This is a genomic window from Gemmata sp., from assembly GCF_051859125.1.
Classification (GTDB): domain Bacteria; phylum Planctomycetota; class Planctomycetia; order Gemmatales; family Gemmataceae; genus Gemmata.
This window is the reverse complement of the sequence record NZ_JBHYGG010000280.1, coordinates 66,422-90,164: the sequence shown is the minus strand read 5'-3', so window position 1 is coordinate 90,164 and position 23,743 is coordinate 66,422. Positions and strand designations below refer to the sequence as shown.

The following is a 23,743-nucleotide window of genomic DNA, read 5'->3' as shown; positions in this document are numbered from 1 at the left end:
GGTCCTCCGGGCCCAGGCCCGCGAGGGTCCGCTTCCCCGCCAGGGCCAGCGTCAGGTCCAGGTCCGCGAGCAGGTTGACGCCGAACTCGCGGACCCCGTCGGCCCCGTTCACGGCCAGGGCCCACAGGTACGGCCGCCCGACCAGCACCGCCGCCGCCCCCAGCGCCAGCGCCTTGACCACGTCGGCCCCGCGGCGGACCCCGGAGTCGAACAGCACCGGCACCCGCCCGCCGACCGCCCGCGCGACCCCGGGGAGGCACTCGAGCGAGCCGACCGCGCCCTCGACCTGGCGGCCCCCGTGGTTGGACACCACGACCCCGTCGCACCCGCCGTCGACCGCCCGCCGCGCGTCGTCGGGGTGCTGGACCCCCTTGACCAGGACCGGGAGCCGGGTCATGGCCCGGAGGTCGTCCAGGTCGTCCCACGTGTGCCCGGGGTTGGAGAACACCCGCAGGTAGTGCTCGACGACGGCCCGGGTGTCGTCGGCCCGGCCCCCCGGGAGCCCGGCCCGGAACGCCGGGTCGGACGTGTAGTTGGCGAGCCCCTCGCCGCGCAGGAACGGGAGGTACCCGAGGTCCAGGCTCCGCTCCCGCCACCCGAGGATCGGGGTGTCGAGGGTGACCACGACCGCGGCGTACCCGGCCCGCTCGGCCCGCCGCAGGAGGCTCCGGGTCACCTCGCGGTCCCGGGACCAGTACAGCTGGAACCACCGGGGCCCGGGCCCGCCCGCGGCCGCGACGTCCTCGATCGACTTCGACGCGACCGTGCTGAGGACGAACGGGAGCCCGAGGTCCGCGGCCGCCCGCGCCGTGGCCAGTTCGCCGTCCGGGTGCAGGAGGGTCTGGACCCCGACCGGGGCGAACAGGAGCGGGGCCGGGAGCCGGGCGCCGAACAGGGCGGTCGAGAAGTCCCGGTCGGCCACGTCGCACAGCACCCGCGGGACGATCCGCCACTGGGCGAACGCGTCGCGGTTGGCGCGGACCGTCTCCCCGCGGCCGGCCCCGCCGGCGATCCAGTCCCACGCCTCGGGCGACAGCCGGGCCTTCGCCCGGGCCGCGAGCTCCTCGGCCGCGACGGGGATGGCGTTCGACGCGGCCCGCGGGCCGGCGCGGTAGACCGCGAGCTGCCGCCCGGTCTGGAACGCGGGCCGCCCCGGGGGCGGGGTCCGGTCCACCACCAACTCGGCCCGACTCGTCACGTTCGGCATGGGGCCCTCACTGCGCCGCGGGGGCGACGGACAGGTGCTGGAGGAGGTTCTGCTCGGCGAGCTCGGCGTCGGTCCGCCCGGGGAACCGGTCGCGGAGGATCGCGAGCACCTCCGGGTCGCCGGCGATGATCCCGTGGAACTGCTCGACGCCCTCCCCCCACGTCACGCGGCCCCCGCGGACCGCGTCGACCACCCGCGACTTGGCGTCGATCCGGCGGCAGATGGCGTCGAACTTCGCATCCAGAACGTCGCTTCGGTCCCGCTCGGCCGCGTCGTCGTGCCACGCTTGGGGGGCGACGGGCAGGGCCACGGGAGTGGTGGTCGCGAGCGCCGCCGCGGCGGCCACGCCGAGGGCGGCCAGAACGGCCGCGAGGGAGATGCGGGGATCGAACGTCACGGCTGCCTCCACGGGTGCTGGTCACGAACCTGCCGGGCGCACGCTCAGCGTGGCGCGAACAACCCAATTCCGAACCCCGCGGCGTACCCGACCACGAGGAGGGCCAAGAAGACGACCGCCGGGAGCGGCACGACGGACGGGGCCGGTGCCGGCGGGGGACCGACCGGGGGCTCTGGCGTGTCCGGGGGGATGGCCTCCACGACGCCCACGACGTGCGGTGCCGACTCGTCGTCGCACCAGTCGGGACTGGGATCGACGGGGCCCGGCTCGTCGGCCGCCCGGCGGATCGAGCGGAGAACCGGGACCGCGACGAGTTCCGTGGGCCGCACGACCATGGCGGTTCTCAGGCTGGGCACGTCGGAGCACTGAATTTGTTTATACACTACTGAATTCACTTTTTCCAGGGGCGGTCCCGGATTTCATGGCCTCACCATTACCGGGTGCGCGGGGGAACAAGGGCCGTTGGGCCGGTGCGAGCGGTCGCATGGGAACAAGCGGTGCGGGTGCGGGTCCGGGGACCGGAACTCACATCGTGGGCGGCCAGAACGGGCTCGGCCACGACCGCCGAGACGTCCGGAACGGGGCGCCCCGGCGAGGCTGAGTGCCACCGCGTTGCCATTGATTTGCGCGACGGCGGCGGACCTGCCGGCGGTGTGGGCGGCCCCGACCGCGACCGCGGCCGCTCGGCACCGAGTCGCCCGGGGGCTGCTGGAAAAGGTGCCCACACGACCGAGATGCGCGGCTCACGATAGCCTCAGCGCAGGACCTCGCCCTTGGTCGGGTCGCCGGGCACGTCGGTGATCTGGAAGTTCATCATTCCCTTGACCGGGCCGTCCTTGAGGTGCCAGACGATCTTCTTCTCGGGGGTGAACTCGTAGATCGCGCCCTCGAAGCACGCCACCGTGTTGCCGTTGGGCAGCCGCTGGACCCCGCTCCCCCGCCCCTGACCCTGGGGCCGGAGGTCGGCGGGCACGTCGTCCCGGGTCACCTTCCACACCTCCTCGCCCTTCGGGTTCACCTCGACGCACAGGCCCTTGATGGCGGTGTTGATGAGCGTGTTGCCGTTCGGCAGGCGGACGGCGGACAGCGGCCCGCCGACCTTGTACTCGAACGCCACCTTGCCCTCGGGGGTGTACTCGCGGACCGCGCCGGCCCCGCGCTCGCACACCAGGTAGTTGCCGCTCTCCAGCTTGCGGACCGACCGGAGGCCGTAGTGGCCGTGCGACTTCACCTTGGTCTCGCGGAGGACCTTGCCGTCCTTGTCGACCTCGATGATCCGCCGGTTGTTGTTGTCGCCGATGACCGTCGTGCCGTCGGCCAGCCGCTGGCACGAGTACGTCTCGGTGGCCGCGTCCATCTTGTACTGCCAGACGACCTCCTTGTCCTTGTTCACCTCGATGATCCCCACCCCGCGGGACGGGAACAGCAGGTTCCCGTTGGGCAGGAGCCACACGTCGAGCGCGGCCTTGACCGGGTACTCCCAGGTCACCTTGCCGTCGGCGTCCACGACGAACGCCCGGCCCGAGGTCGCGAACGCGACCCCGACCAGGGCGTGCCGCACGGGCTTGGGCTCGTCGGCGGCGGCGAGCGCGGCGGCGAAGTAGACGCAGCACGCCGCGAGGATCAGGGGACGGGTCATCGGGGCACCTTTCGGGAGCGGAGCGGGGAGGGTTCGGAACGCGAGCACGCGGGGGTCAGAACAGCTCGGTGAGCGGGTTGGCCCGCTTCTCGACGGCCCGCACGGGCCGCCCGGCGACGTTGAACTCGGCGTCCGCGTCGACGCCCAGCGCGTGGCAGATCGTCGCCATGAAGTCGGCCGCCGACACCGGGCGGTCCTCGACGGTCGCGCCGGTCTTGTCCGTGCGGCCCACCACGGCCCCGCCCTTGACCCCGCCGCCGGCGAGCACGGTCGTCCACGCGCGGGAGTAGTGGTCCCGGCCGCCGTCCGCCTTCATCTTCGGGGTCCGCCCGAACTCGCCCATCCACACCACCAGCGTCGAGTCGAGGAGCCCGCGGTCGCTCAGGTCCGTGAGCAGCGCGCTCATGCCCTGATCGAGCTGGGGCATGGCCAGTGTCTTCACCTCCTTGGCCCGCTTCCCCTCGTGCGAGTCCCACCCGCCGGGGGTCGGCGAGTGGTACACCTCGACGAACGGCACCCCCACCTCGACCAGCCGGCGGGCCAGCAGGCACCCCTGGCCGAACGCGTGGTCCCCGTACGCCTCGCGGACCTTGGGGGGCTCGGCCCCCAGGTCGAACGCCCTGGCCTTCGGGGACCGCATGAGCTGGACCGCCCGCCGGTACGCGGTCGCCTGGGCCGCGGCCGCCGGGACCGGGCGGTCCCGCAGGAACCCGCTCGTCATCTTGTCGAGCACCGCGACCCGGTCGGCGAACTCGGCGTCGGGCACCCCGGGCTTGAGGTTGGGGACCCCGCCGGCCGAGTCCGCGACGATGAGCGGGGCGTGCCGCGGGCCGAGGTGCCCGGGGCTGGCGACGTACGACCAGGTGGCCGGGTTCAGGTGCATCCCGGTGACCACGAAGTTCGGCATCTCCGCGTCGCCCGGTTCGCCCGAGGCCGTGAGCAGCGAGCCCATCGTCGGGTAGTCGATCCCGCCGGCCCCGGCCTTGTACCCGGTGTGGAGGTACGTCCGCGCCCGGCCGTGCTCGGACTCCCCGGTGCTCATCCCGCGGACCACCGCCGCGTGGTGCATGAGCTTGGCCACCCGGGGGAACGTCTCGGTCACCTGGAGCCCGGGGACCGACGACGCGACCGGGCTGAACTCGCCGCGGTACTCGGCCGGGGCGTCGGGCTTCATGTCGAACGTGTCGTGGTGCGACGGCCCGCCGTCCATCCACAGGAGGACGCACCGCTTGGCCCGCTTCGGGGCGGCCGGCGGGCTCGCCCCGGCGTGGGCGGCGAGGGCGTCGAGCCAGCCGGACGCGGACGCGGCACCGACGGCGGACAGGCGGAACAACTCGCGGCGGGTGAGCGGGGTCACGGGGAGGTCTCCGGGCACGGGTCGGGGTCAGGGGACGAGGACGAATTCGGGGGAGTTCAGCAGCACCCACAGGACGCCCGAGTACCCGGCGGCGGGGTCGGGCCGCTTCGCCGCGTACTCGGCGAGCGCCTTCGCCTCGTCGGGCGTCGGCCGCCGCGACAGGGCCGCGAGGAACAGCCGCTCGACCGCCCGGTCGGGGGGCACCTTCTCCCGGACCAGTTGCTCGACGAGGGGGACCGGGCGGTTGAACGCCGGGCCGTTGAGCAGCCCGAGCGCCTGCGGGATGCCGAGCGAGTACTCGGTCGCGGGGGCGCTCGGGTCGCGGACCCCAAAGAACCGGACGAACGCCTCGCGGGACCCCTTGCCGCCCCGCCCGGTGCCGAGCGGGACGTCCTTGACCCCGGTCGCCCGGACCAGGGAGTCGAACAGCGGGCCGGCGGCCATCACCTTCACCGGCACCCGGGCGTACCCGGGGCCGTCCGGCGGGTCCGCGCCGCGGCTGGTCCGGCGGTACGCGGCCGTGGCGGTGACGCACCGGACCAGGTGCTTCCGGTCGAACCCGGAGGCGCGGAACTCGTCGGCCAGGGCCCGCAGGACGGCCGGGTGCGTCGGCGGGTTCTCCGGGGACAGGTCGTCGACCGGGTTGGCGAGGCCGCGGCCGAACAGGTCGGCCCACACCCGGTTCACGGCCGCCTCAGCGAAGAACGGGTTGTCGGCGGCGGTCACCCACGCGGCGAGGGCCGGCCGGAACGGCCCCGCGGCGTCCAGCCTCGGCTCGGGGCCGCCGAGGAACTTGGCCCGGACCGGCTTGCCGGCCCCGCGGCCCGCGTCCGGGCCGATGAGGATCACCGCCCCGGACAGGTCGACCGGGGGCGCGCCCTTCTTCACCGCCGGCTTCACCAGCGGGGCCTCGGCGTCGCGCAGGCCGGCCGGCGGCTTGGAGAACACCTGGGCCCGGCTGTAGAACGCGGCCAGGGCCCAGAAGTCGGTCTGGGTCCAGTCGGAGAACGGGTGGTTGTGGCACTCCGCGCACTGGAGCTGGATGCCGAGGAACAGGCGGGCGGTGGCCCCGGCGAGCTTCTCGGGCGACGGCTTCTTGTTCTCGACGTGGGCCAGGACGAACCCGGTCTCCGGCCCGGTCCCGGTGGCCCCGATCAGGTCCCGCACGGTCGCGTCCCACCCGCGGCCCTGGTTGAACTGGTCGGCCAGCCACGCCTGGAGCTTGGGCCGCACGGCCGGCTCCTCGGGGGCGAGGCGGGCGGCCCACCGGGCGGCCTCGAACTGGCCGTGCGCCGGGGCGGCGAGCAGCTCGTCGACGAGCTTGGTCCGCTTGTCGGGGTCCCGGGCGTCGAGGAACGCGGCGGCCCGCTCGGCCGTCGGGATGACGCCCGCGAGGTCCAGGTACGCGCGGCGGAGGAACTCGGCGTCGTCGGCCGCCGGGGCCGCGGGCACCTTGGCCCTGGCCAGGGCCGCGTCGATCGCGTCGTCGACCGCCTTCGCGGTCGCGGCGACCCCGCGCTTCGCCGCCGGGCCGCGTGCGGCGGCGGCCCCGCCCTCGACCGCGCCGGGTGCCGCGGCCGCGACCCCCTCGCCGGGCGCCCCGGCCAGGATCCACGCCCGGAGCGTGGCCTTTTCGGCGTCGGTGAGCTTGTCCCTGGCCGCGGGCATCTTGTCCGTCGAGACGTTCAGCCAGAGCGGGCTGTCCTTGAGCGACCCGGGCTTGACGGCGGGGCCGGCCTTCCCGCCCTTCAGGAGGGCGGCGCGGGTCCGGACGTCCAGGCCGGCCCTGGGCGCGTCGCCGGCGTGGCACGACTGGCACCGCGCGGCCAGGACCGGGCGGACGTCGGCCTCGAACGTCGGCGGGCCGGGGGGCGCGGCGATCAGGAGGACGACCACTGGGAGCATCGCGGCACCTCGCACAAGGGACGACAGTCGGGCACGGAACAGCGGACCGGCTCGGCGGGGCGCGGCGAACCCGCGCCGTGCGGGCGGACCGCCACACTCCCCACCGGCGACTCAAGAACCCCGCACGTCGGACGCGCAGTCAACGGCCGCCGCGCCTTCCACTCCGGCACCACCGGGGCGGCGTTCGCCGAACACGCCCGCCGCTCGTCGGCCGTCGCGCGGCCCGGCCGCGGGTGGGGTCACGCCGGCCGGCCCGCCGCCCGCCCCGGGCCGGGACACGGTGGGCGGCCGGCCGCGGCCTCGAGTTCGCGGCGGAGGCGCTCCTCGAGCTCATCGACCTCCAGCCCGCGGGCCGCCAGGTCCCGCTCGCCGCGCTCGAGGGCGTCGGCCCGGCGGTCCAGGGCCGCGGCCCGGGCGGCGAGACCGGCCGCCGCGGCGGCGTGCTGCGCCACCACGGCCTCGAGCTGGGCGACCTCGGACCGCAGGTGCTGCCGGCGGTCCTCGAGCCGGGCGACGCCCCGGGTCAACGCGGTTCGCTGCCGCTGCAGCTCGACGGCCGTGTCCACCTGCGTCGCGACCTCGGTTTGCAGCTCGCGGAACGCGGCGGTTTGCAGGTCGAGGTCCGCCTCCCGGGCCGCGAGCGCGGCGTCCCGGGCGTCCGCGGCGGCCGTCCGCCGGGCGACCGCCATTTCGCGGACGTACAGGTCGGACTCGGCCCGCGCGGCGGCCGCCTCCGCGTCGCGCCGCCGGGCCACGCACGCCGCGAGCTGCCGCGTCACGTGGGCGTCGAACCGCCCGATCTCGGCCTGCAACCAGGCCAGGTGCGCCGCCGCGTCCTCGCCCCGAACCGCCGCCGGGGCCGGCCCCTTCTCCGTGGGGAGCGGCGGCGCCTCGGCCAGCGGGATGCCGTGGGCCACCCCCGGGAACGGGTCGGCCGAGAGCACGGGGACGACCATGTCGTCCCCGCACCGGGGGCACGCGAGCGCGGCACCGCCGACCGGGACGTCGACGCGGCACTCGCAGGTCGGGCACCGGGCGGTCACGGACCCCAGCCCGCCGGCCGGGGTGTCCCACGGCGCGGCGGGCAGGGTCTCGCAGCCGCCGGCTGTCGAGGAACGACTCATGGCCCTCTCCCTTCGGTCACGCGACGTTCACGCCGTAGTTCATGCTGGCCCGGAACTGCTCGAGCGTGAGGTCGATGAACCCGTCGTTGGAGACCCCGCTGGCGGTGCGGCCGTCGACGCCCCACGGGTTCCGGACCACGATCCGCTGGACCCCGCCGGCGTCGACGTAGGCGTCGGTGACCGTGTAGGCGTGGCCGCCGACGACGTACTGAGTGTTTGAGCCGAGCCGCGCGGTGGAAACGTACCGCCCGGAACTCAGCGCCGACTGGAGCTGCGAGAAGAACGTCGAACTGTTCGGATCGATGTACGCCGGTTGCCGCCCCGTCACGTAGTAAAGCGGTCGACCCAGGCTGTCGCCGTTCCCGAACTGGTTGTACCCGGGCGTGCCGGACCGACCTTCGAGGTACTGGGCGTACGCCCGTTCCGTCAGGGCGACCCAGAAGATGCCGCCGTTCCGCTTGGCACCCCCGGTGTAGATCCGCCGATCGACCGTCACGTACTCGGCCTGCAACGTCTGGTGGTTGTAGAAGCGGAACGAGTAGGTGCCGTCGCCGTTGTCGGTGATCATCTGCTGGATCACCGCACTGGTGGCGTTCCCGGAGTCGTCCCGCTGCCGGCCGAAGGTCGCGCCGAGGGCCGCGAGGAACGCGCAGTCGCCCAGCCCGCCCTGGTCGATGTCCCCGATCCGCGGGCCGCCCGCCCCGTACAGGTTGCCGCTCGCCACGGCGTAGGTGAAGGTCCGCCCGTTGAACACCGGCGTGGGGGCGACGGTGCCGAGGAACCAGCGGCCGACGAGTTCCGTCTGGAACGTGGACCCGAGCATGTTGGCGACCGCGTCGGTGGCGATCCGGTTCGCCAGCCACCGGGTCGGGTCCGGGATGCTGAACAGGGGGACCGCGACGACCAGCCGCTGCAGGTCGGCGACCTCGTTGGCGTCCACCACGTTGTTGTCCTGGACGCTCGACAGGATCCCCAGCCAGTCCAGCCGGCTCAGTTGCCCGTCGGCCGCCAGGCCCCGGGTGAGGCCCTCGACCTCGTCGTCGAGCAGGTTCTGGGCGTACCAGTCGGTGGTCGCCGGCGGGGTGACCGTGACCGCCGCCGCGGGGCTGGTGACCGACCCGACCCGGGCGGCCACGGTCGCGGACCCGCCGCCCGGGCCGGCCGTGAACAGCCCGGTGCCCGAGATCGTGCCGGCCCCCGTGGCGACCCACTGGAACGCCGGGGCCGCCGCTAGCGGGGCCCCGAACTGGTCCCGGGCGGTCGCCGCGAACTGCCGCGTGCCCCCGGCCGGCACGGTCGCCGAGCCCGGCGTCACCGCGACCTGCGTCACGGTCTGGGCCACCGTCGCCGCCACGTCCCGGGTGGCACTCAGCCCCTGGGCGTCGGTGACCGTCAGGCGGAGGGTGTAGGACCCGGCCTTCGAGAACGTGACCGTGGTCGCCTTGGCCCCGTTGGTCCCGTTGGCCGCGAACGTCGGGTCGGCCGCGCCGCTCGGCCTGGCCGCGACCGACCACGTGTACCGCAGGGCCGCCTCGCCCCCGTCGTCCGCCCCGAGGGCCGAGAGTGCCGTCGAGGTCCCGGCCACGGTGACCGGGGCCGGCGCCGCCGCCACCGTCGGGGCCGCGTTCGGCGGCGGGGGGGCGATGGTGAACGCGTCGAACAGGCCCGCCGGGGCCGGCAGCGTCGAGGGAGGGGCCCCGGGCACGTCCACCCGGACCGCCAGGTTGTCCGCCCCGCGGCCCTCCTTCTGGAGCGCCTCGATGTAGTACCGCTCGCCCGCCACCAGGGCGACCGGGGCCGACGCCTGGGACGCGAACTTGGTCCACTGGCGGGACCCCGTGTACCCGGTGACCGAGGCGATGACCCGGGCGTTCGCGGGGGAGGCGTCGGTCGACAGCCGCAACTCGGCGTGGTCGTCGGCCGCGAGGTAGAACCGGTACTCGCCGGTCACCGGGGCCTCGAAGTAGCCGCGGACCCGCTGGCCGTAGTTGTCGCCGACGTTGCGCGGGGCCTCGAACAGCCCGTCGGCCCCGATGGTGCCCACGGTGGTCGGCGCCACCCCGCTGGCAATGGCGGCGGCGAGCGGGGCGAGCGAGGTCCCGGCGAGCCCGGTCCACACCTCGCGGGTCAGGCCGGTCCCGGACATCAGCACCCGGGCGTCGAGGGGCTCGGCGGTGAGGCGGGTGCGGGGGGGCTTCGGAGCGGGTCGCGCGGTCGGCATGGAGGGCCCTCGGTGCGGACGAATCCGCGACGGGTAAGGAACGGGCGAATCGGTCAGCTGGGAGCGGTCGGGCCGCGGCGCGCGGCCGGCCGTCAGCCCAGGAGTTCTTGCAGCGGCCCGGTCATGTCCAGGTCCTTGAGCTTGACGTCCGGGGTCCCGAACGTCTTCGGCTGCTCGCCGACGGTGTACATGAGCGTCGTGTACAGGTTGTTGAGCGCCTTGTGCCCCTTGTGGCCCCACGGCGGGTAGACCAGGACGTTCCCGGACTTGACCCGCCCGCCGAGGTCGCCGATCAGGACGAACGGCCACTCCTTCGTCTGGGCGTGGTGGTTCTCACCGAAGTCGCTGGTGAAGACGATCAGGGTGTTGTCGAGCATCGTGCCGTTGCCTTCGGGGATCGCTTCGAGCTTCTTCATTACCGAAGCGATCTGCTCGAAGATGTAGGTGCGGATCGTTTGCATCGAGCCGAGGTAGACTTCGGGTTTGTTGTGGCCGATGCCGTGGAGGCCGATGTCGATGCCCAGCCCGGTGAACACGAAGCTGTCGAACGCCCGCCCCCCGGCGCACGAGACGACGACGGAGTGGGTCAGCCCCCCGGCGAGGGCCGCGGCGGCGAGGTCGAACTGGGCCGTGAGGCGGTCGGTCTCCACCTTCGAGGTGAACTTGTCGGTCACCGGGGGGAGGTGCTTCTGTAACCGCTCCTTGTGCGCCTCGAACTTCGACTGCCGGCCGCGCATCGCCTCGTACGCGTCGAGGTGGGCCTCGAGCTTGTCCCTCTCGGCCGCGCCGACCGCGGCCCGGATCGCCCTCACGTCCTCCGCAAGGAAGTCGAGGAGGTTCGTCCGCACCGCGAACTCCCGGGCGGCCTGGCCGCCGGCGACGCCGCCGAACAGCGCCTTGTACGCGATCGCCGGGTGGCACAGGGTCGGGTTCTTGCGGCCCGGCCCGGCCGCCGACATGTCGTACACGATGCTCGTGGAGGGGTCCTTCGACACGCCGAGGCAGATGTTCGTGAACAGCCCGCCGAGCTTCCGGCCGAGCGCCCAGTCCACGGTCGCGGCCGGAACGGTGTTGTTCATGGCCATGAAGGCCCCGAGCGCCGACCACGCCTTGGAGTGCCCGCCGAGCGATTCCTCCGCGCCGGGGCAGTTGGCGCAGGTGCCCGAGACCCCTTGCAGGACCGTGACCTTCTTCTTGTACTTCTCGACCGCCGCCATCGACGGGTGGAGCTTGCGGTCGCCGATCGGCTCGACCGTCAGCCCCTGCCGGCTGCCGAGCTTCAGGAGCGGGAAGTCGACCGGGTTGATCTCGGTCGCCGGGCACCCGTTCGGCAGCATGACGAACAGGAACCGGGTCGGCCGCGCGGGGGAGCCGGCGGCCTGGGCGTCGAGCTGGCGGACGAGCGGGTCGAGGACGACGGCCCCGGCCCCGAGGGTGAGGCGACTGAGCAACGAGCGGCGGGTGGGGAGCACGGGTCACATCTCCGGGGTGTTGGTGCGGGGCGGTCCGGTCGGTCCGGTCGGTCCGGTCGGGGCGCTAGGGCTTCTTGGGCGCGACGCCGGCAATGTCCTTGTCGTCCGGGAACACGGCGGCCGCGAGCGCCCGCATCGGGCTCGCCTTGTCGTCGCGGAACCCGCCGACGCCGCGGTCGAAGACGACCTTTCCCTCGGCGTCCTTCAGGGTGAACCGCAGGTTGCCCTTCTTGAGGCAGCAGCTCGCCTCGAGGCACTCCTTGCGGTCGGTCCAGAGCCGGTAGCCGACGGCGGCGCCGGTGGTCCCGAGCGAGCTGGAGCGGAAGTAGGTGTCGTCCGCGAGCAGCGCCTTCAGGAGCTCGCCGGCCTGCTCCTTGGTCAGCGCCGCGGCCTCGCCGAGGGCCACCCGCCCCGAGACGCGGTCGGCGTCGCCGGCCTTCTTCTCGTCGAGCTGGCCGACCTTGTAGGCCTCGATCTTCTCGACCCGCTTGAGGTACTCGAGGACCTTCGGCCCGAGGTGCTTCGCGAGTTTTTCGGAGGGCACCGGCGCGTCGGCACCCGGGGCGCACAGGGGCGCGAGCAGCACGATCGAAGCGACGAACCGGATCATTTGAGCCCCTCTCGGCGCGTTCGGGACGGCGTCACTTCACCGGCGGGGGCGGCGGGGCGCTCCCGGTGCGGTAGAGGAACGAGTCGGACGTCAGCAGCGAAGTCACGAGCGCCCGGAAGCTCCCGCCGGAATCCCGGTAGGCCCTGTGCGCCGCCTGGAGCGTCCCCGCGTCCGAGAGGGTCTCGTTGCGGCCCATGAAGTATCGGAACACGTGGCGGATGAAGACCTGTTCCACGCGCGGCGACTTTGCCAACTTCCGCATCATCTCGACCGCGTTCGTCACGGGGCCGTCGAGGGCGGGGTCGCCGGTCCCGTCGAGGACCCCCGACGCGTCGACGGGCACGTCCCGGGTCGCGGCCTTCTTCCCCGCCGGCGGGGCGCCCGGGTCGAGGACGGTCTCCGCCTCGCGGAACTTGCCGGTGTGGCTGAACATCTCGAACGGCAGGCCGAGCGGGTCCATCCGCCGGTGGCACCCCAGGCAGTAGTCCGCGCGGGTCACGTGCATCCGCTGCCGCAGCGTCTTGTCCTTGTCGTCCGGGAGTTGCGCGTCGACGTCGAGCGGGATCTCGGGGATCGTGCCGCCCAGCAGCCGCTCGCGGACCCAGTGGCCCCGGGCGATCGGGTGGTTGTCGAAGTTCGTGCTGTGGGCGATGAGCCAACTCGGCTGCGTCAGGACCCCGGCCCGCTGGCCCGGCGGCAGCGCGACCTTCACCGCCTTCGCCCCCGCGCCCGGCGGGTTGGCGGCCAGCCCGTACATGACGTAGGGGCGTTCGTTCGGGTCGCCGTGGTGCTTGCCCACGAAGACCGCCTCGGTGGCGAGGAGCTCGGCGATCACCGCCCGGTCCCGGGCGAGGACGTACTCGATCAGGGCGTCGGTGTCGCGGACCGCCTGCGCGGGGTAGCACTGCCGGTCGTCCTTGAACACGTTCACCGCGTTCCGGTAGCCGAAGTACTCGTGGAAGAACCGCATGATGCGGGGCTTCTCGAACTTCGGGTCGTCGAGCAGTCGGTTCAGCTCGCGGGCCGCGTCCTCCCGGGTGGTGAGCTTCCCGCTCTCCGCGGCACCCGCCAGCGCAACGTCGGGGCCCTTGTCGCCGAGGGCGTAGGCGAGCGCGAAGGAGAGCTCCCGCGGCGAGAGCACCCGCCGGCCGTGGGCGTCCGGGGTCCCCTCGCCCACTTCCTTGCGGTAGACGACCTCGGGGTGCAGGTAGAGCACGGTGACCGTCATCCGCACGCCGACGGCCCGCCCGCCCGCCGCGACGTTGGCCCTCATCTGCCCGACCCACCGGGCCCGCTCGTCCGGGGTGGGGTCGCGGCCGAGCACCTTCTTGAACTCCTCCTCCACGACCCTCCCGAGCACCGGGTCGGTGAGCGGTACCTTTTCGTCCAGCGCCTCGCCGATCTCCCTGTACGCGGGCTTGTCCAGCTTGCCGGTCCTCGGGTCGGTCTTGAACCGGGCGCTCGCGAGCGCCTCGGCGTTCAGCCACAGCAGCGCGGCCACCGGTTCGTCGATCGCCAGCGGCAGGGCGTAGTCCTTGAACCCGTTGCCCAGCAGCGGGTTGAACGGCGAGACCAGGTTGTTCCCGGCCGGGTGCTGCTTCGCCATGTACTGCTTGTAGATGTGCGGGCTGAGCCGCCAGTACCGCGCGGGCGTCGAGGCCGGGAGCGTCGCGTTGGCCGGGTCGAAGAGCGGCTCGTGGGCCTGCTCGTTGCCGTACTGCGGCTGCGGCTTCGCGACCGACTTGCCCGCCTTTGCTAACTCCGCTTCGATCCAGGCGATCGCCGCGGCGGCCGCCTTCGGGTCCGGCCGCGGTTCCTTCGCCGGCGGCATGTCCCCGGCCCGGACCGCTCGGAGGGCGGCGGCCCACGCGTCGGCCCCGGCCGCGAAGTCGCCGGTCAGCCCGTCGAGGCGGAACTCGCCCTTCGGCTTTTCGGCCCCGTGGCACCTCACGCAGTGGGCCTTCACGAACGCCCGGGCGGGGTCGGCGAGCGGGTCGGCGGCGGACGAGACCGTCGCCGTGCCGGCGGTCACCGCGACAGCCGCGAGGGCGGGGGAGAGGCGCATGGACGGCTCCTGATGGCGATCGGGATCAATTCAATTCTTGGGGTCCGCGAGGGCGTGTACGGTGAGTTCGCCCCCAGCGCCGAGGAGAGCGACCACGCGGCCGTCCGCCGACAGGGACAGCCGGCTCGCCCGGGGCAAGGGCACCTCTCGCTCGGCCCCGGCCCGCACCCGAACCGCACGGGTCTCGTACACCGCCGTCAGCGCGTCGGCGTCGAGTGCGACCGCGCGGCACCGCTCGCGGCCGGCCGGGCGGGTCTCGACCGGCCCGTCGGCGTCCGCCCGGTAGACGCGAACGGTGCCCCCGTCCGAGGCGGCCACGCGGCGGCCGTCGGGGCTGATGCCGACCGCCACAACGGGCCCACCCGCGGCGGGCCAGGACCGCCGCACGGCCCCGGTCTCGGCGTCGAGCACCTCCACCCCGCCGGCGGTGGTCCCCACGGCCAACAGGGGGGCGCTCGCCGCCACGGCCACGGACCGGAGCGGCACGGCGCGGCCCCACACGAGCTTCCCGTCGGACAGGCGGCGCACCTCGATCCCCTTGGTCCTGTCCGGGTCCGCGGCCGAGGCGGTGGTCCGGGCCGCGACGAGGGTGCGGCCGCCCGGCCCGAACGCAATGGCGCTCGCCGGCGGGAGGCCGGCCGGCATCGGGAGGCCGTCGTCCCGACCGGTCACCGGGTCGATCAGGTGGAGGTACCACTCCCAATCGGATTCCGGCGCCGCGACGCGGGCCCCCGCCGGTCCAACGGTCAGCGCCACGGACCGGGGGCCGCGGAGGACCCGGGGGTTGTTCTTCTCGCGGCTCCGCAGTTCGACGACCACGTCCCCGAGTCGGACACCGGACGCGGTCTCGTAGTAGGCCAGCGCCCGGTTCTCGTGGAGGACGGCGATCCGGCGACCGTCGGCGGACACCGCGAAGCCGGCGACCGGTCCGGCCGTTCCGATCGCGACCCTTTCGGCGACCGGTCCGGCCCCGGCGGCCACGCCCGCGTCGCCCGCCGGCCGCTCCGGCTCGGACGGGGGGGCGGCCGGCGGCCGGGGTGACAGTCCGACTGCGGCGACGCCGAGTGCCGCGGCGAGCACGGCGCTGGGGAACGCCCACGCCACGATTTTTGCCACCCACATCCGGAGTTCGACCGCGTCGGCAAGGGCCACCGCCTGGGGGCTCCAGGACGCCGGCACCAGCACACCAGAGGACGCCACGGGTGCCGCCGCGGCGCACGCCCCGCCGAGTGCGACCAGGCCGGCCGAGACCGCGGGCACCGTGACCGCCGGGCCGGTGGCACTGAGCACCCTTGCCATCCGGCTGAGCCCCTTGGCCGCTCGCTCCGAGACCGTCGCGACGGAGCAATCGAGCGCGGCAGCCACGTCGCGGACGCTCCGCTCCTGGAGGTACCGGAGGATCAGCACCTCCCGCTCGGCCGCGGGCACCCGGTTCAGTGCCGCGTGGAGCGCCTCGGCCAGATCGGCCTCCGGCCGGTCCGTTCGGGCCCCCACCTGTGCGGCCGCGGCGGCCTCGCGCCGGGCGCGGGCGGCGCGGTCGCGGAGGACCTTCGCGGACGTCTTGCGTGCGACCATGTACAGCCACCCGGCAAGGGACGTGGGCGGACGAGCGGGCGGGCGGCGGAACAGCACGATGAACACCGCCTGGGCCGCGTCCTCCGCCTCGTGCTGATCTCGGATCACGTGCGCGCAGGTGTGGTAGACCAGCCCGGCGTACCGCCCCACAAGGGTCTCGAACGCCCCGGAGCTCCGGTCTTCCTGGAACATTCTGAGTAGTTCGTCGTCGCGCATCGGGTGACCTTACGCCGTCCTTCCACCGCGGGCGGACGGCGGTCGCCAATAAATACCCGCCCGGCCCGCGGATTTCGGTGAATTCCGCCCGCCTCAAGCCGCCGGACCCACTGGCCGACCACCGTCGAATGCAAAGCGTTATTACAAGATGACTTGCGATTTAACTATCGGGGCGCCGATCCTACACTTCGCTTCAGACTGACAGTGTGTCTTGAAACCCGTCAAACCCGTCGGACAGGGGGAACCCATCTCCGAGCACCGCTGACCCGCGACAGACGTTCCGGCTGCGGAGATGGAGCGTGAATAGGACGGCGAAGTCGCAATCGATTCGATTGCGGAAAGACCCTTAAAGCATTTTGAACCGAAGTCGAAATGAGCTTCTGATAGGGGGTTCTAGAATATGGTCGGACCCGTCGGCTCAGCTGAACATTTCTTCGATCGGCTTGCCCGATTTGTCCACGAGTCTCATCGGGCGGTCGCCGGGGGCCATCACTTCCTTTTCGTGGTCGATCCCGAGGGCCTTGCAGATGGTTGCGAAATAGTCGGCGGCGGTGACGGGGCGTTCGACGACGGTGCCGCCGGGGTTCTTCTCCTTCTCGTCGGTCTTGCCGACGACCTGCCCGCCCTTGATGCCGCCGCCCGCGAGGAGCGTCGTCCAGGCGCGGGAGTAGTGGTTGGAGCCGTCACCCGGCGAGCGCCCGAACTCCCCCATCCAAACAACGAGCGTAGAATCGAGGAGGCCGCGGTCCTTCAAGTCGGAAATGAGTGTGGCCATTGCGGGATCCAACCATTCGCACCGCGGCTTGACCCGCTTTACCGCGCCCTCATGGTCGTCCCACCCGCGGTGGAAGATTTCCACGAACGTCACGCCCGACTCGATCAACCGGCGGGCCATCAAGCAGGCGCGGCCGAACTTGTGCTTCCCGTAGGCGTCGCGCGTCTTCTGCGGTTCCCGATCGACGTCGAAGGCCTTGACCTTGTTCGACTTCATGAGTGCGAGGGCGCGCTCGAACGCGGCCTGCTTGGCCTTCACCGGCGGCGCATCGAGTTCCCCCGCAAAGAGCCTTTCCGATTTCATCAGCAGCTCGAGTTGGGCGTCGAAGTCCGGGTCGGCACCTCCCATGTTTTCCAACCCCTTGTAGGGATCGCTGACGGCGAGGGGAGTGTGCTGAACACCGAGGTAGGTAGGCACCGAGCGGTAGAGCCGGCCGCCGTTACCCTTGTCGAACCCGGCGTCGATGGTCACGAAGTTGGGCATTTCGCCGTCTTTCTTCCCGACCTCTGAGGACGCGATGCACCCGAGGGCCGGGTGCTCGAACCCGCCGAGGCGGGTGTAGCCGGTGTGCATGAGGTACTTGGCCCGGTAGTGTTCCCCTTCGTTCGTCGTCATGCTGCGGATCAGCGCCACGTCCTTCATCCGCTCGGCCATCTTGGGCAGGTACTCGGTGACCCGCACGCCGGGCACGGCCGAGAGAATCGAGTCGTACTGACCCTTGGGCTTCGGGTCGAAGGTGTGCGCCTGGCTGGGGCCGCCGTCCATCCAGAGGAGGATGCAGGACTTCGATCTGGCCTTCGGCTGCCGACCCGTGGCTCGGGCCAGCGCGTGGAACCACGGCACGCCGGCCGCGGTGATCGCCCCGGCGGCGGAGAGGTGAAGGAACTCACGCCGGAGGAGGGAGTGCCGCATGTGAATAGACCCGCCACTTCGTGTTGTCGGGCCGGGTCGCACCAGCCCAGTGTGCAGAACGCGTCCGGGGGCTCGCACCACCCGGATCGCCACAACCAATTATCGGATCACCAGAAATTCGGTGCGGTTGACCAGCATCCACAGCACGCCGCAGTACCCCTTTCTCGGGTCGCCGCGGCCGGCGATGTACGCGAGGGCGTCCGCCGACTCCTGCGCCGTCGGCCTGCGGGACAGTGTGGCGAGGTACAGCGCCTGGACCGCCGCGGCCGGCTCGAACTTCGCCTTCACCATGTCGTCGATCGCCTTGCCCCCGCTCCGCAATCGCGGGTGGTTGGTGAGCGCGAGCAGTTGCGGGATGCCGTGCGTGAAGTCGGTGGCGTCGTCTTCGTTTGTCACGAACAACTTGGCGAACTCGTCGAACGCGGACCCGACCGGGCTGCTCTCGCCGAAGCCGCCGGCTTCCTTGGGGTTGTAGCTCCTCAGGTCGATCACGGGTTCGGCGAAGGCGAGCCGGAGCGAATCGTACAGGGCGTCCGCCGTCAGGACCTTTACGGGCATGCGGCCGAACTTGGCGACGAGACCAGGGGCGTCCGTTTTCGCCGGCCGACTGGTTCGCCGGTACGCGTTCGTGGCGGTGACGCACCTCACGAGGTGCTTCACCTTGTAGCCGCTCGCGACGAACTCCTCGGTGAGCAGGTCCAGCAGTTCCGGGTGGCTCGGCGGGTTGTCCGATCGCAGATCGTCGATCGGGTTCACGATGCCGCGGGCGAAGAAGTAGGCCCACGTGCGGTTGACGAAGGCGCGGGCGAAATAGGGGTTCTCCCTGGCCGTCAGCCAGTCGGCGATGACGGACCGCAGCGAGACCCCGCGCTCGGCGACGAGCTTCGCCCCTTCCGGGAACTTGCCCGGAATGACGGTCCCGGAATTCCTCAACGCGGCCGCGGGGATCGTGATCGATCCGAACGGCGCCTTGTCGGGGTTGAACTGCAGCCCGCCCTTCGCGCCCGGCTTCGCCTTCGGGGCCGCAACGGCGGGAGCCGTCGCCTCGGTCACCATCTCCAGATCGCTGCCCTGGAACTTCCAGCTGACGTTGCGGAAGAACGCGGCCAGCCCCCAGTAGTCGGATTGCTTGTAGTCCTTGAACGGGTCCTTATGGCACTCGGCGCACTGCAGCTGCAGGCCGAGAAACAGTGAGCCGACGACGCGGGTCGCGCCGCCCGGCGAGGGCCGGCCGGTGTCGTCGCCGGCAAGGGAAAAGAACATTCCTTGCGGCTGGTCCTTGAGGGTGCCGTCGGCGGTGAGCACCTTGCGGACGATGACGTCCCACCCGTCGTCCGCGTTGAAACGGGCCGCGAACCAGTTGCCGAGATTCCGCGTGGCGGCAAGGGGTTGCTTCCCACTGTTGACATCGCTCGGGAGCTCCGGCGGGGCGATCCAGTCGCGCCAGGTGCGACCGAACTGGTCGCCGTAGTTGGGCAACGCGAGAAGCTCGTCGATCAGCTTGGTGCGCTTGTCCGCGCCGGTGGAATCGAGGAACGCGGCGGCCTGCTTGGCGGTGGGCACTCGGCCGGTGACATCGAGGTACGCGCGGCGCAGGAACTCGGCGTCGCCGGATTGCGGCGCCGGCGCCATCTTGGATGCCGCGAGATGCTGATCGATTGCCGCATCGATTTGCTTGGCGACTTCGGCAGCGGGTCTCGGTTCTGCGGCCCGGGCGGTGAACCCGATCAGGAGTGCAAAACCGGTGAGCGTAGTTCGAAGCATGGCGACCGCCAAAACAGAGCGATGAACCGTCCCCAGTTGATAACAGGGTATCGGTTGAATGCACTTTGTGCAACAAGAATCCAGTGCTAATCTCACCTGCTTGCCTCGTATGGGCGCGGTGCGGTCGCCAATAGATACCCGACCGGACCCAGGATTTCGGGCAATTCCACCTAACCCAAGCCGCCGGCTCCACCCACCGCATACCACACCGATCGCCGTCGGATAGAAAGCGTTATTACAAAGTGGTTTACACCCGACGATCGGGTCGGGGCCGATCTCAGACTTCGCTTCAGTTACAAATTGACAGTGTGTCTTGAATCCCCCCCCACCGAGTCGGTCCTGTTCGGAAATGCTGTCCACACGAGCCGCAGATGGTTCCGGGGCCGGCCGAGGTCGCCGCTCGGACGGATGTCCCGGATTGGAACCGGTCGGCGGCGACAGCACGAGTAGAGATGTGGGACCACGACCCACTCGCGCCTCGTCACACGGTATGCGATCTCCAAGGCAAGTGGTCGATCGACACCGCGTGAGCGCCCGCATTTGTCGCACAACCAATCGCATTTTGGTCTTGACATTGGTGATCTATGGAACATAGCTTACTGCACTCACTACATTGATCGGGAATTCACTCCTGATCGCCGCCCTCTCTCCGACCCGCTCCCCCAGTCCGAGCCGTTCCGAATGTCACACGCCGTGCGAATCGCACTCCTCACTCTGCCGCTCGTCGCGGCACTCCACCCCCGGCTCGTTTCCCGGAGCTGGGCGGCGGATGGTGCAAGGGACGCTCTGCCCGGCCGCCTCACCGAGTTCACCGAGCCGAAGCCGGGCGAGCACCCCCGCCTCTTCTTCCGCGCGGCGGACGTCCCCGCGCTGCGGAAGCGTGCGGAAACCCCCGAGGGCAAGGCGATCGTCGCGCGGACGAAGGCGCTGCTCGGCGGCGCCGAGAGGGTCCGGGACGACGACGCCTACACCCTCTGGGACGGGGCCGCCTTCGGGTTCCTGTACACCCTCACCGGCGAGAAGAAGTACGCCGACCTCGGCCGCGCCTCGGTCGACCTGGCACTCGCCGGCAAGACCGACCGCGACAAGCGGTACGGCGTCAACCCGCCCGACGAGCCGATGCGGGCCGGGCCGTCCTTGTACGCCATCGCCCTCGCCTACGACCTCTGCTACGGCGGGTGGGACGAGGCGTACCGCCTGAAGATCGTGAAGTGGATCCAGACCTGGAACCAGAAGTGCAAGAAGCGCGGCGGCAACGCCTCGCTCGAGCGCCTCTCCCTTTCGCCCGACAACCCCAACAAGATTTCCAACCACTTCGCCCTGCAGGTCGGGGGCGCGGGCCTCACCGTGCTGGCGATCAAGGGCGACCCCGGCGCCGACGACAAGCAACTCGCGAAGTACCAGGAGGGGATCGACAGGAACGCCCGCAAGGTGCTGACGCAGGACTTCGGCGAGAGCGGGTACTTCGGCGAGCACGCCGGGCCGGGGACCATCGCCAGCACGTGGACGTTCGTCCCGTGGCTCCAGGCCCAGCGCGTCTGCGCCGGCCGCGACTGGGTCACGCCCCACCCCACCGGCGAGTGGCTCAGCCTCCGGTTCGTGATGGAAACGGTCAACGCCGGCGACGGCCCGTTCTACCTGAACCCGGCGTGGACCGGCGTGACCCTCAACACCGGGTACGGGAGCGACTTCCTCCTGCAAGCGGGCGGCAGCCACTCGGCCTACTTCTGCCAGGGGTTCGGCGCGATCCGGAGCGAGCGCAAGCCCGCCATGCTGTGGACGTACAAGAACCTCGTCGAGCCGACCGAGGCGGCGACCTACCCGACGCACCTGCAACCGGGGGAGAAGTCGTTCGACGTGTTCAGCTACCCGCACCGCGGGCTGTTCGCACTCGTCAACTGGCCCATCGGCGTCGAGCCCCGCAACCCTGCGGAACTGGTGCCGAGGGTCGCGCAGGACGCGACGATGGGGCACTACGTGTTCCGCAACCAGTGGAAGGACGCGGACGACATCGCGGTGGGCGTGCTGTTCGGCTCGCGCACGCTGGCGGCGGAGAAGACGCAGAACCGGGTCATGGTCCGGGGCCTGAGAATGCGGCTGAGCTTCTGCACGCTCGCCGGCCGGGAGGGGATGAAGACCACCTGCACCCCCGCCGAGGACGGCTCGGGCGTGTGCCGCGGCGAGGACACCGCGGTCGGCGTCGACTACAGCAAGGCGTCCGGGGCCGACGCGCTCGTGGTGGTGGCGGGGCCGGCCGCGGACGGCAAGCTCGCCGGTACCTCGGGACCGAAGGCCAAGGTGTTCACCGGCACGGCGGGGAAGACGCCCTACGCCATCCTGTCGCTGTCCAGCGGGGCCCACCCCGAGCCGAAGCTCGACGGCACCAGGGTGACGATCGGCGGGCAGACCATCGACTTCGACGGCGGCAAGATCGCCTTCGGGAAGATGGCCGGGCCGCCCAAACTGAAGCAATGATACCGGATCGCGTGGATCAGTTGCCGTTGGTGGGGCAGGCATTCGTGCCTGCCTCCGGAAGCGGTTGGAGGCAGGCACGAATGCCTGCCCCACCAACCAGCTGTTTAACTCCTGCCGACATCAAGCAGAGCGACCGAATGGGCGTTACCGGGGAATTGCTTGCGTGACACCCATATTTCCGTGACCCGGAGCATGTGATGAAACTTTGGATCGGGCTTCTCGCCCTGGCGACCGGGGCGTGTAGCTCCGCCGCGGCCGCGCCGCCCCCGGCGAACGCCGGCAAGGACGTCGTCCTCACGGCGAACATCGACAAGACGGACATCACCTTCTTCCTCCCGGCCGACACGGCCGGGGTGCGGTTCGTGCTCGTCAACCCGGCCGACAAGAACGCCGGCCCCGGCAGCACGTGGGGCGAGGCGGCGCGGGGCCTCGGCGGCGCCCAACTCGGACTGCTGATGGAGAACGTCGGCGGCCGCAACAACCGACCGGCCGCGCTGGCGAAGACGATCGCCGCGGCCCTGGAGAAGTTCGCCGCCGACACCGGCCACCCGGAACTCGCCCACGCGCCGTACTTCCTCGCCGGGTTCTCGAAGGGGGGCGGCTTCTCGGCCACCATCGCCCAGGAGAACCCCGGCCGCTCCATCGGGTTCGGCGACGTCTGCTGCTGGGTGCCCGAGCCGAACAAGGACCTCTCCGCGGGCGGGCTGATCGTGATCGGCGCGAAGCCGGACGGCTTCAAGATGCTCGACGCCATCCCCAAGAACTACGACCCGGCCCGTGCGAAGGCCGCCCCGTGGACGCTCGCGTTGCAATGGGACTGCGGCCACGACTACGGCAACGCCACCGCGCTGCTCCTGCCGTACATGGCGGCCGTCGTCGAGGCGCGGCTGCCGAAGGCGGCCGCGCCGTACGCCGAAGCGGTCAAGCTCGCCCCGCTCCAGATCGAGGCGGGGTGGCTCGGCGACCGCACCAAGTGGAACGCCCCCCTCGCGGGGATCGCCCCCTACGGGGAATACAAGGGGGACAAGGACGCCGCCGTCTGGCTCCCGTCGAAGTCGCTCGCCTACACGTGGCGGAGCTTTGTGCGGCAGAACCCGCCGGTGCAACTGGCGGTCAAGACCGCGACCGGCGACGTTCAACTGCCGCCGTTCACCGCGAAAGCGAAGCGGTCGATCGTCGTCCCGGCGAACGCGCCGCTCGTGGTCTCGGCCGAGGTCAAGCCCGGCACAAAGGTGAAAAGTCTGGACTACTACGACGGCGACGTGAAGCTCGCCACGGTGGCGCCGGACAAGACCGAGTGGAGGTGGGAGAAGGTACCGCCCGGCCTTCACGCCCTCCACATCGAGTACCAACTCGACGACGGTTCCGTGAGCGTCTCCAACCCCGCGCTGGTGATCGTTTCTGGGGCCGCAAAGTAAGGGGCGGCGAGCGGGTCGGCCGGCTCGGCGGGGAAGAGGACGATCTCGTCGGCGACACGCACCGCCCCGAGGTCGACCTGCACCCACCGCGGCGCGTCGGGGTCCGTCGTGAGCCGCGCGTGGCGGCCGCGGCCGCCACGCGTGACCGGCAGGGTGCCGAGTTCCGCCCGGAGCCCCGCGCAGGCGTCGGGCCGGGGCCCCGGGGACCAGAGTGCCCACCCGGCGACCCCCGCGAGGGCGGCGAAGGCCGCAGCGACGGCGCCCTGCTCCACAAAGGCCGACACCTGGCAGGAGACGTACCGCCGGTCGATGGAGAAGGCGGACGCCCTACTCGCCGCGTGGGCCGCGGCCGAGCCGCACCGTGAGGCACTCGCGGGGTGTGGTACGGAACCCGTGTTTGACCCCGGTGCGGCTCGCCGCGAAGCGCGGCTCGACGCACGCTACCGCCGGCGCCGCACCCCGGCGGGTGCTGGGTCGCCGACCTGGTGCTCGGAAAGACACAACCCGTCAGCGGTTACAGGTCCGGTTCAAGCGAAGAGCCATTCTGATATAGATTCTTCCGGACATGTAATATGGTTCCGGAGGTGGGGTGGGGGGATCGGCCGGAACCA

16 protein-coding genes are annotated in these 23,743 nt (G+C 71.7%); 2 read left to right on the top strand and 14 right to left on the bottom strand.

Annotated features, from left to right (window positions below; genetic code table 11):
- The 14 genes from ACTIGN_RS28820 to ACTIGN_RS28755 form a co-directional block, all read right to left on the bottom strand.
- Window positions 1-1,207: alpha-hydroxy-acid oxidizing protein (locus tag ACTIGN_RS28820; RefSeq protein WP_439630408.1), on the bottom strand; the 1,207-nt coding region annotated here is incomplete at its 3' end.
- Between the two features lie 7 nt (window positions 1,208-1,214).
- Window positions 1,215-1,604: a hypothetical protein gene (locus ACTIGN_RS28815; RefSeq protein ID WP_439630407.1), complete on the bottom strand. Its 390-nt coding sequence runs from the start codon at window positions 1,602-1,604 to the stop codon at window positions 1,215-1,217.
- Window positions 1,605-1,648: 44 nt separating this feature from the next.
- Window positions 1,649-1,939 carry a hypothetical protein gene (locus ACTIGN_RS28810; protein ID WP_439630405.1) on the bottom strand — a complete coding sequence of 97 codons (291 nt, stop codon included), beginning with the start codon at window positions 1,937-1,939 and terminating at the stop codon, window positions 1,649-1,651.
- A 419-nt stretch (window positions 1,940-2,358) separates the two neighbouring features.
- Window positions 2,359-3,243 (bottom strand): beta-propeller domain-containing protein, encoded by an 885-nt coding sequence (locus tag ACTIGN_RS28805; RefSeq protein WP_439630403.1) that lies wholly within the window; start codon window positions 3,241-3,243, stop codon window positions 2,359-2,361.
- A 55-nt stretch (window positions 3,244-3,298) separates the two neighbouring features.
- The gene (locus ACTIGN_RS28800) at window positions 3,299-4,600 is read right to left on the bottom strand and encodes a DUF1501 domain-containing protein (RefSeq protein WP_439630401.1); all 1,302 of its coding nucleotides are present in this window, start codon (window positions 4,598-4,600) and stop codon (window positions 3,299-3,301) included.
- 27 nt (window positions 4,601-4,627) lie between these two features.
- Window positions 4,628-6,505, bottom strand: coding sequence for a DUF1549 domain-containing protein (locus ACTIGN_RS28795; RefSeq protein ID WP_439630399.1), 1,878 nt, complete (start codon window positions 6,503-6,505; stop codon window positions 4,628-4,630).
- Between the two features lie 239 nt (window positions 6,506-6,744).
- Window positions 6,745-7,629, bottom strand: a complete 885-nt coding sequence (locus ACTIGN_RS28790; RefSeq protein WP_439630397.1) for a hypothetical protein — start codon at window positions 7,627-7,629, stop codon at window positions 6,745-6,747.
- Window positions 7,630-7,645: 16 nt separating this feature from the next.
- The gene (locus tag ACTIGN_RS28785; RefSeq protein ID WP_439630395.1) at window positions 7,646-9,850 is read right to left on the bottom strand and encodes a C2 family cysteine protease; all 2,205 of its coding nucleotides are present in this window, start codon (window positions 9,848-9,850) and stop codon (window positions 7,646-7,648) included.
- Between the two features lie 92 nt (window positions 9,851-9,942).
- On the bottom strand, window positions 9,943-11,322 hold the full coding sequence (locus ACTIGN_RS28780; RefSeq protein WP_439630393.1) for a DUF1552 domain-containing protein: 1,380 nt from the start codon (window positions 11,320-11,322) through the stop codon (window positions 9,943-9,945).
- Between the two features lie 64 nt (window positions 11,323-11,386).
- Window positions 11,387-11,932: a hypothetical protein gene (locus ACTIGN_RS28775; RefSeq protein WP_439630391.1), complete on the bottom strand. Its 546-nt coding sequence runs from the start codon at window positions 11,930-11,932 to the stop codon at window positions 11,387-11,389.
- Between the two features lie 31 nt (window positions 11,933-11,963).
- Window positions 11,964-13,997: a DUF1588 domain-containing protein gene (locus tag ACTIGN_RS28770; protein WP_439630389.1), complete on the bottom strand. Its 2,034-nt coding sequence runs from the start codon at window positions 13,995-13,997 to the stop codon at window positions 11,964-11,966.
- Window positions 13,998-14,027: 30 nt separating this feature from the next.
- A complete protein-coding gene (locus ACTIGN_RS28765) occupies window positions 14,028-15,764 on the bottom strand; it encodes a sigma-70 family RNA polymerase sigma factor (protein ID WP_439630387.1) in 1,737 nt (578 codons plus the stop codon).
- A 442-nt stretch (window positions 15,765-16,206) separates the two neighbouring features.
- Window positions 16,207-17,475: a DUF1501 domain-containing protein gene (locus tag ACTIGN_RS28760; protein ID WP_439630385.1), complete on the bottom strand. Its 1,269-nt coding sequence runs from the start codon at window positions 17,473-17,475 to the stop codon at window positions 16,207-16,209.
- Between the two features lie 99 nt (window positions 17,476-17,574).
- Entirely contained in the window at window positions 17,575-19,239 is a 1,665-nt protein-coding gene (locus tag ACTIGN_RS28755; protein ID WP_439630383.1) for a DUF1549 domain-containing protein, read from the bottom strand.
- 693 nt (window positions 19,240-19,932) lie between these two features.
- Between ACTIGN_RS28755 and ACTIGN_RS28750 the strand changes: the two genes are divergently transcribed.
- Both ACTIGN_RS28750 and ACTIGN_RS28745 read left to right on the top strand, forming a co-directional pair.
- Window positions 19,933-21,714, top strand: coding sequence for a hypothetical protein (locus ACTIGN_RS28750; RefSeq protein WP_439630381.1), 1,782 nt, complete (start codon window positions 19,933-19,935; stop codon window positions 21,712-21,714).
- 197 nt (window positions 21,715-21,911) lie between these two features.
- On the top strand, window positions 21,912-23,132 hold the full coding sequence (locus ACTIGN_RS28745; RefSeq protein WP_439630379.1) for a hypothetical protein: 1,221 nt from the start codon (window positions 21,912-21,914) through the stop codon (window positions 23,130-23,132).
- Window positions 23,133-23,743 lie beyond the last annotated feature (611 nt).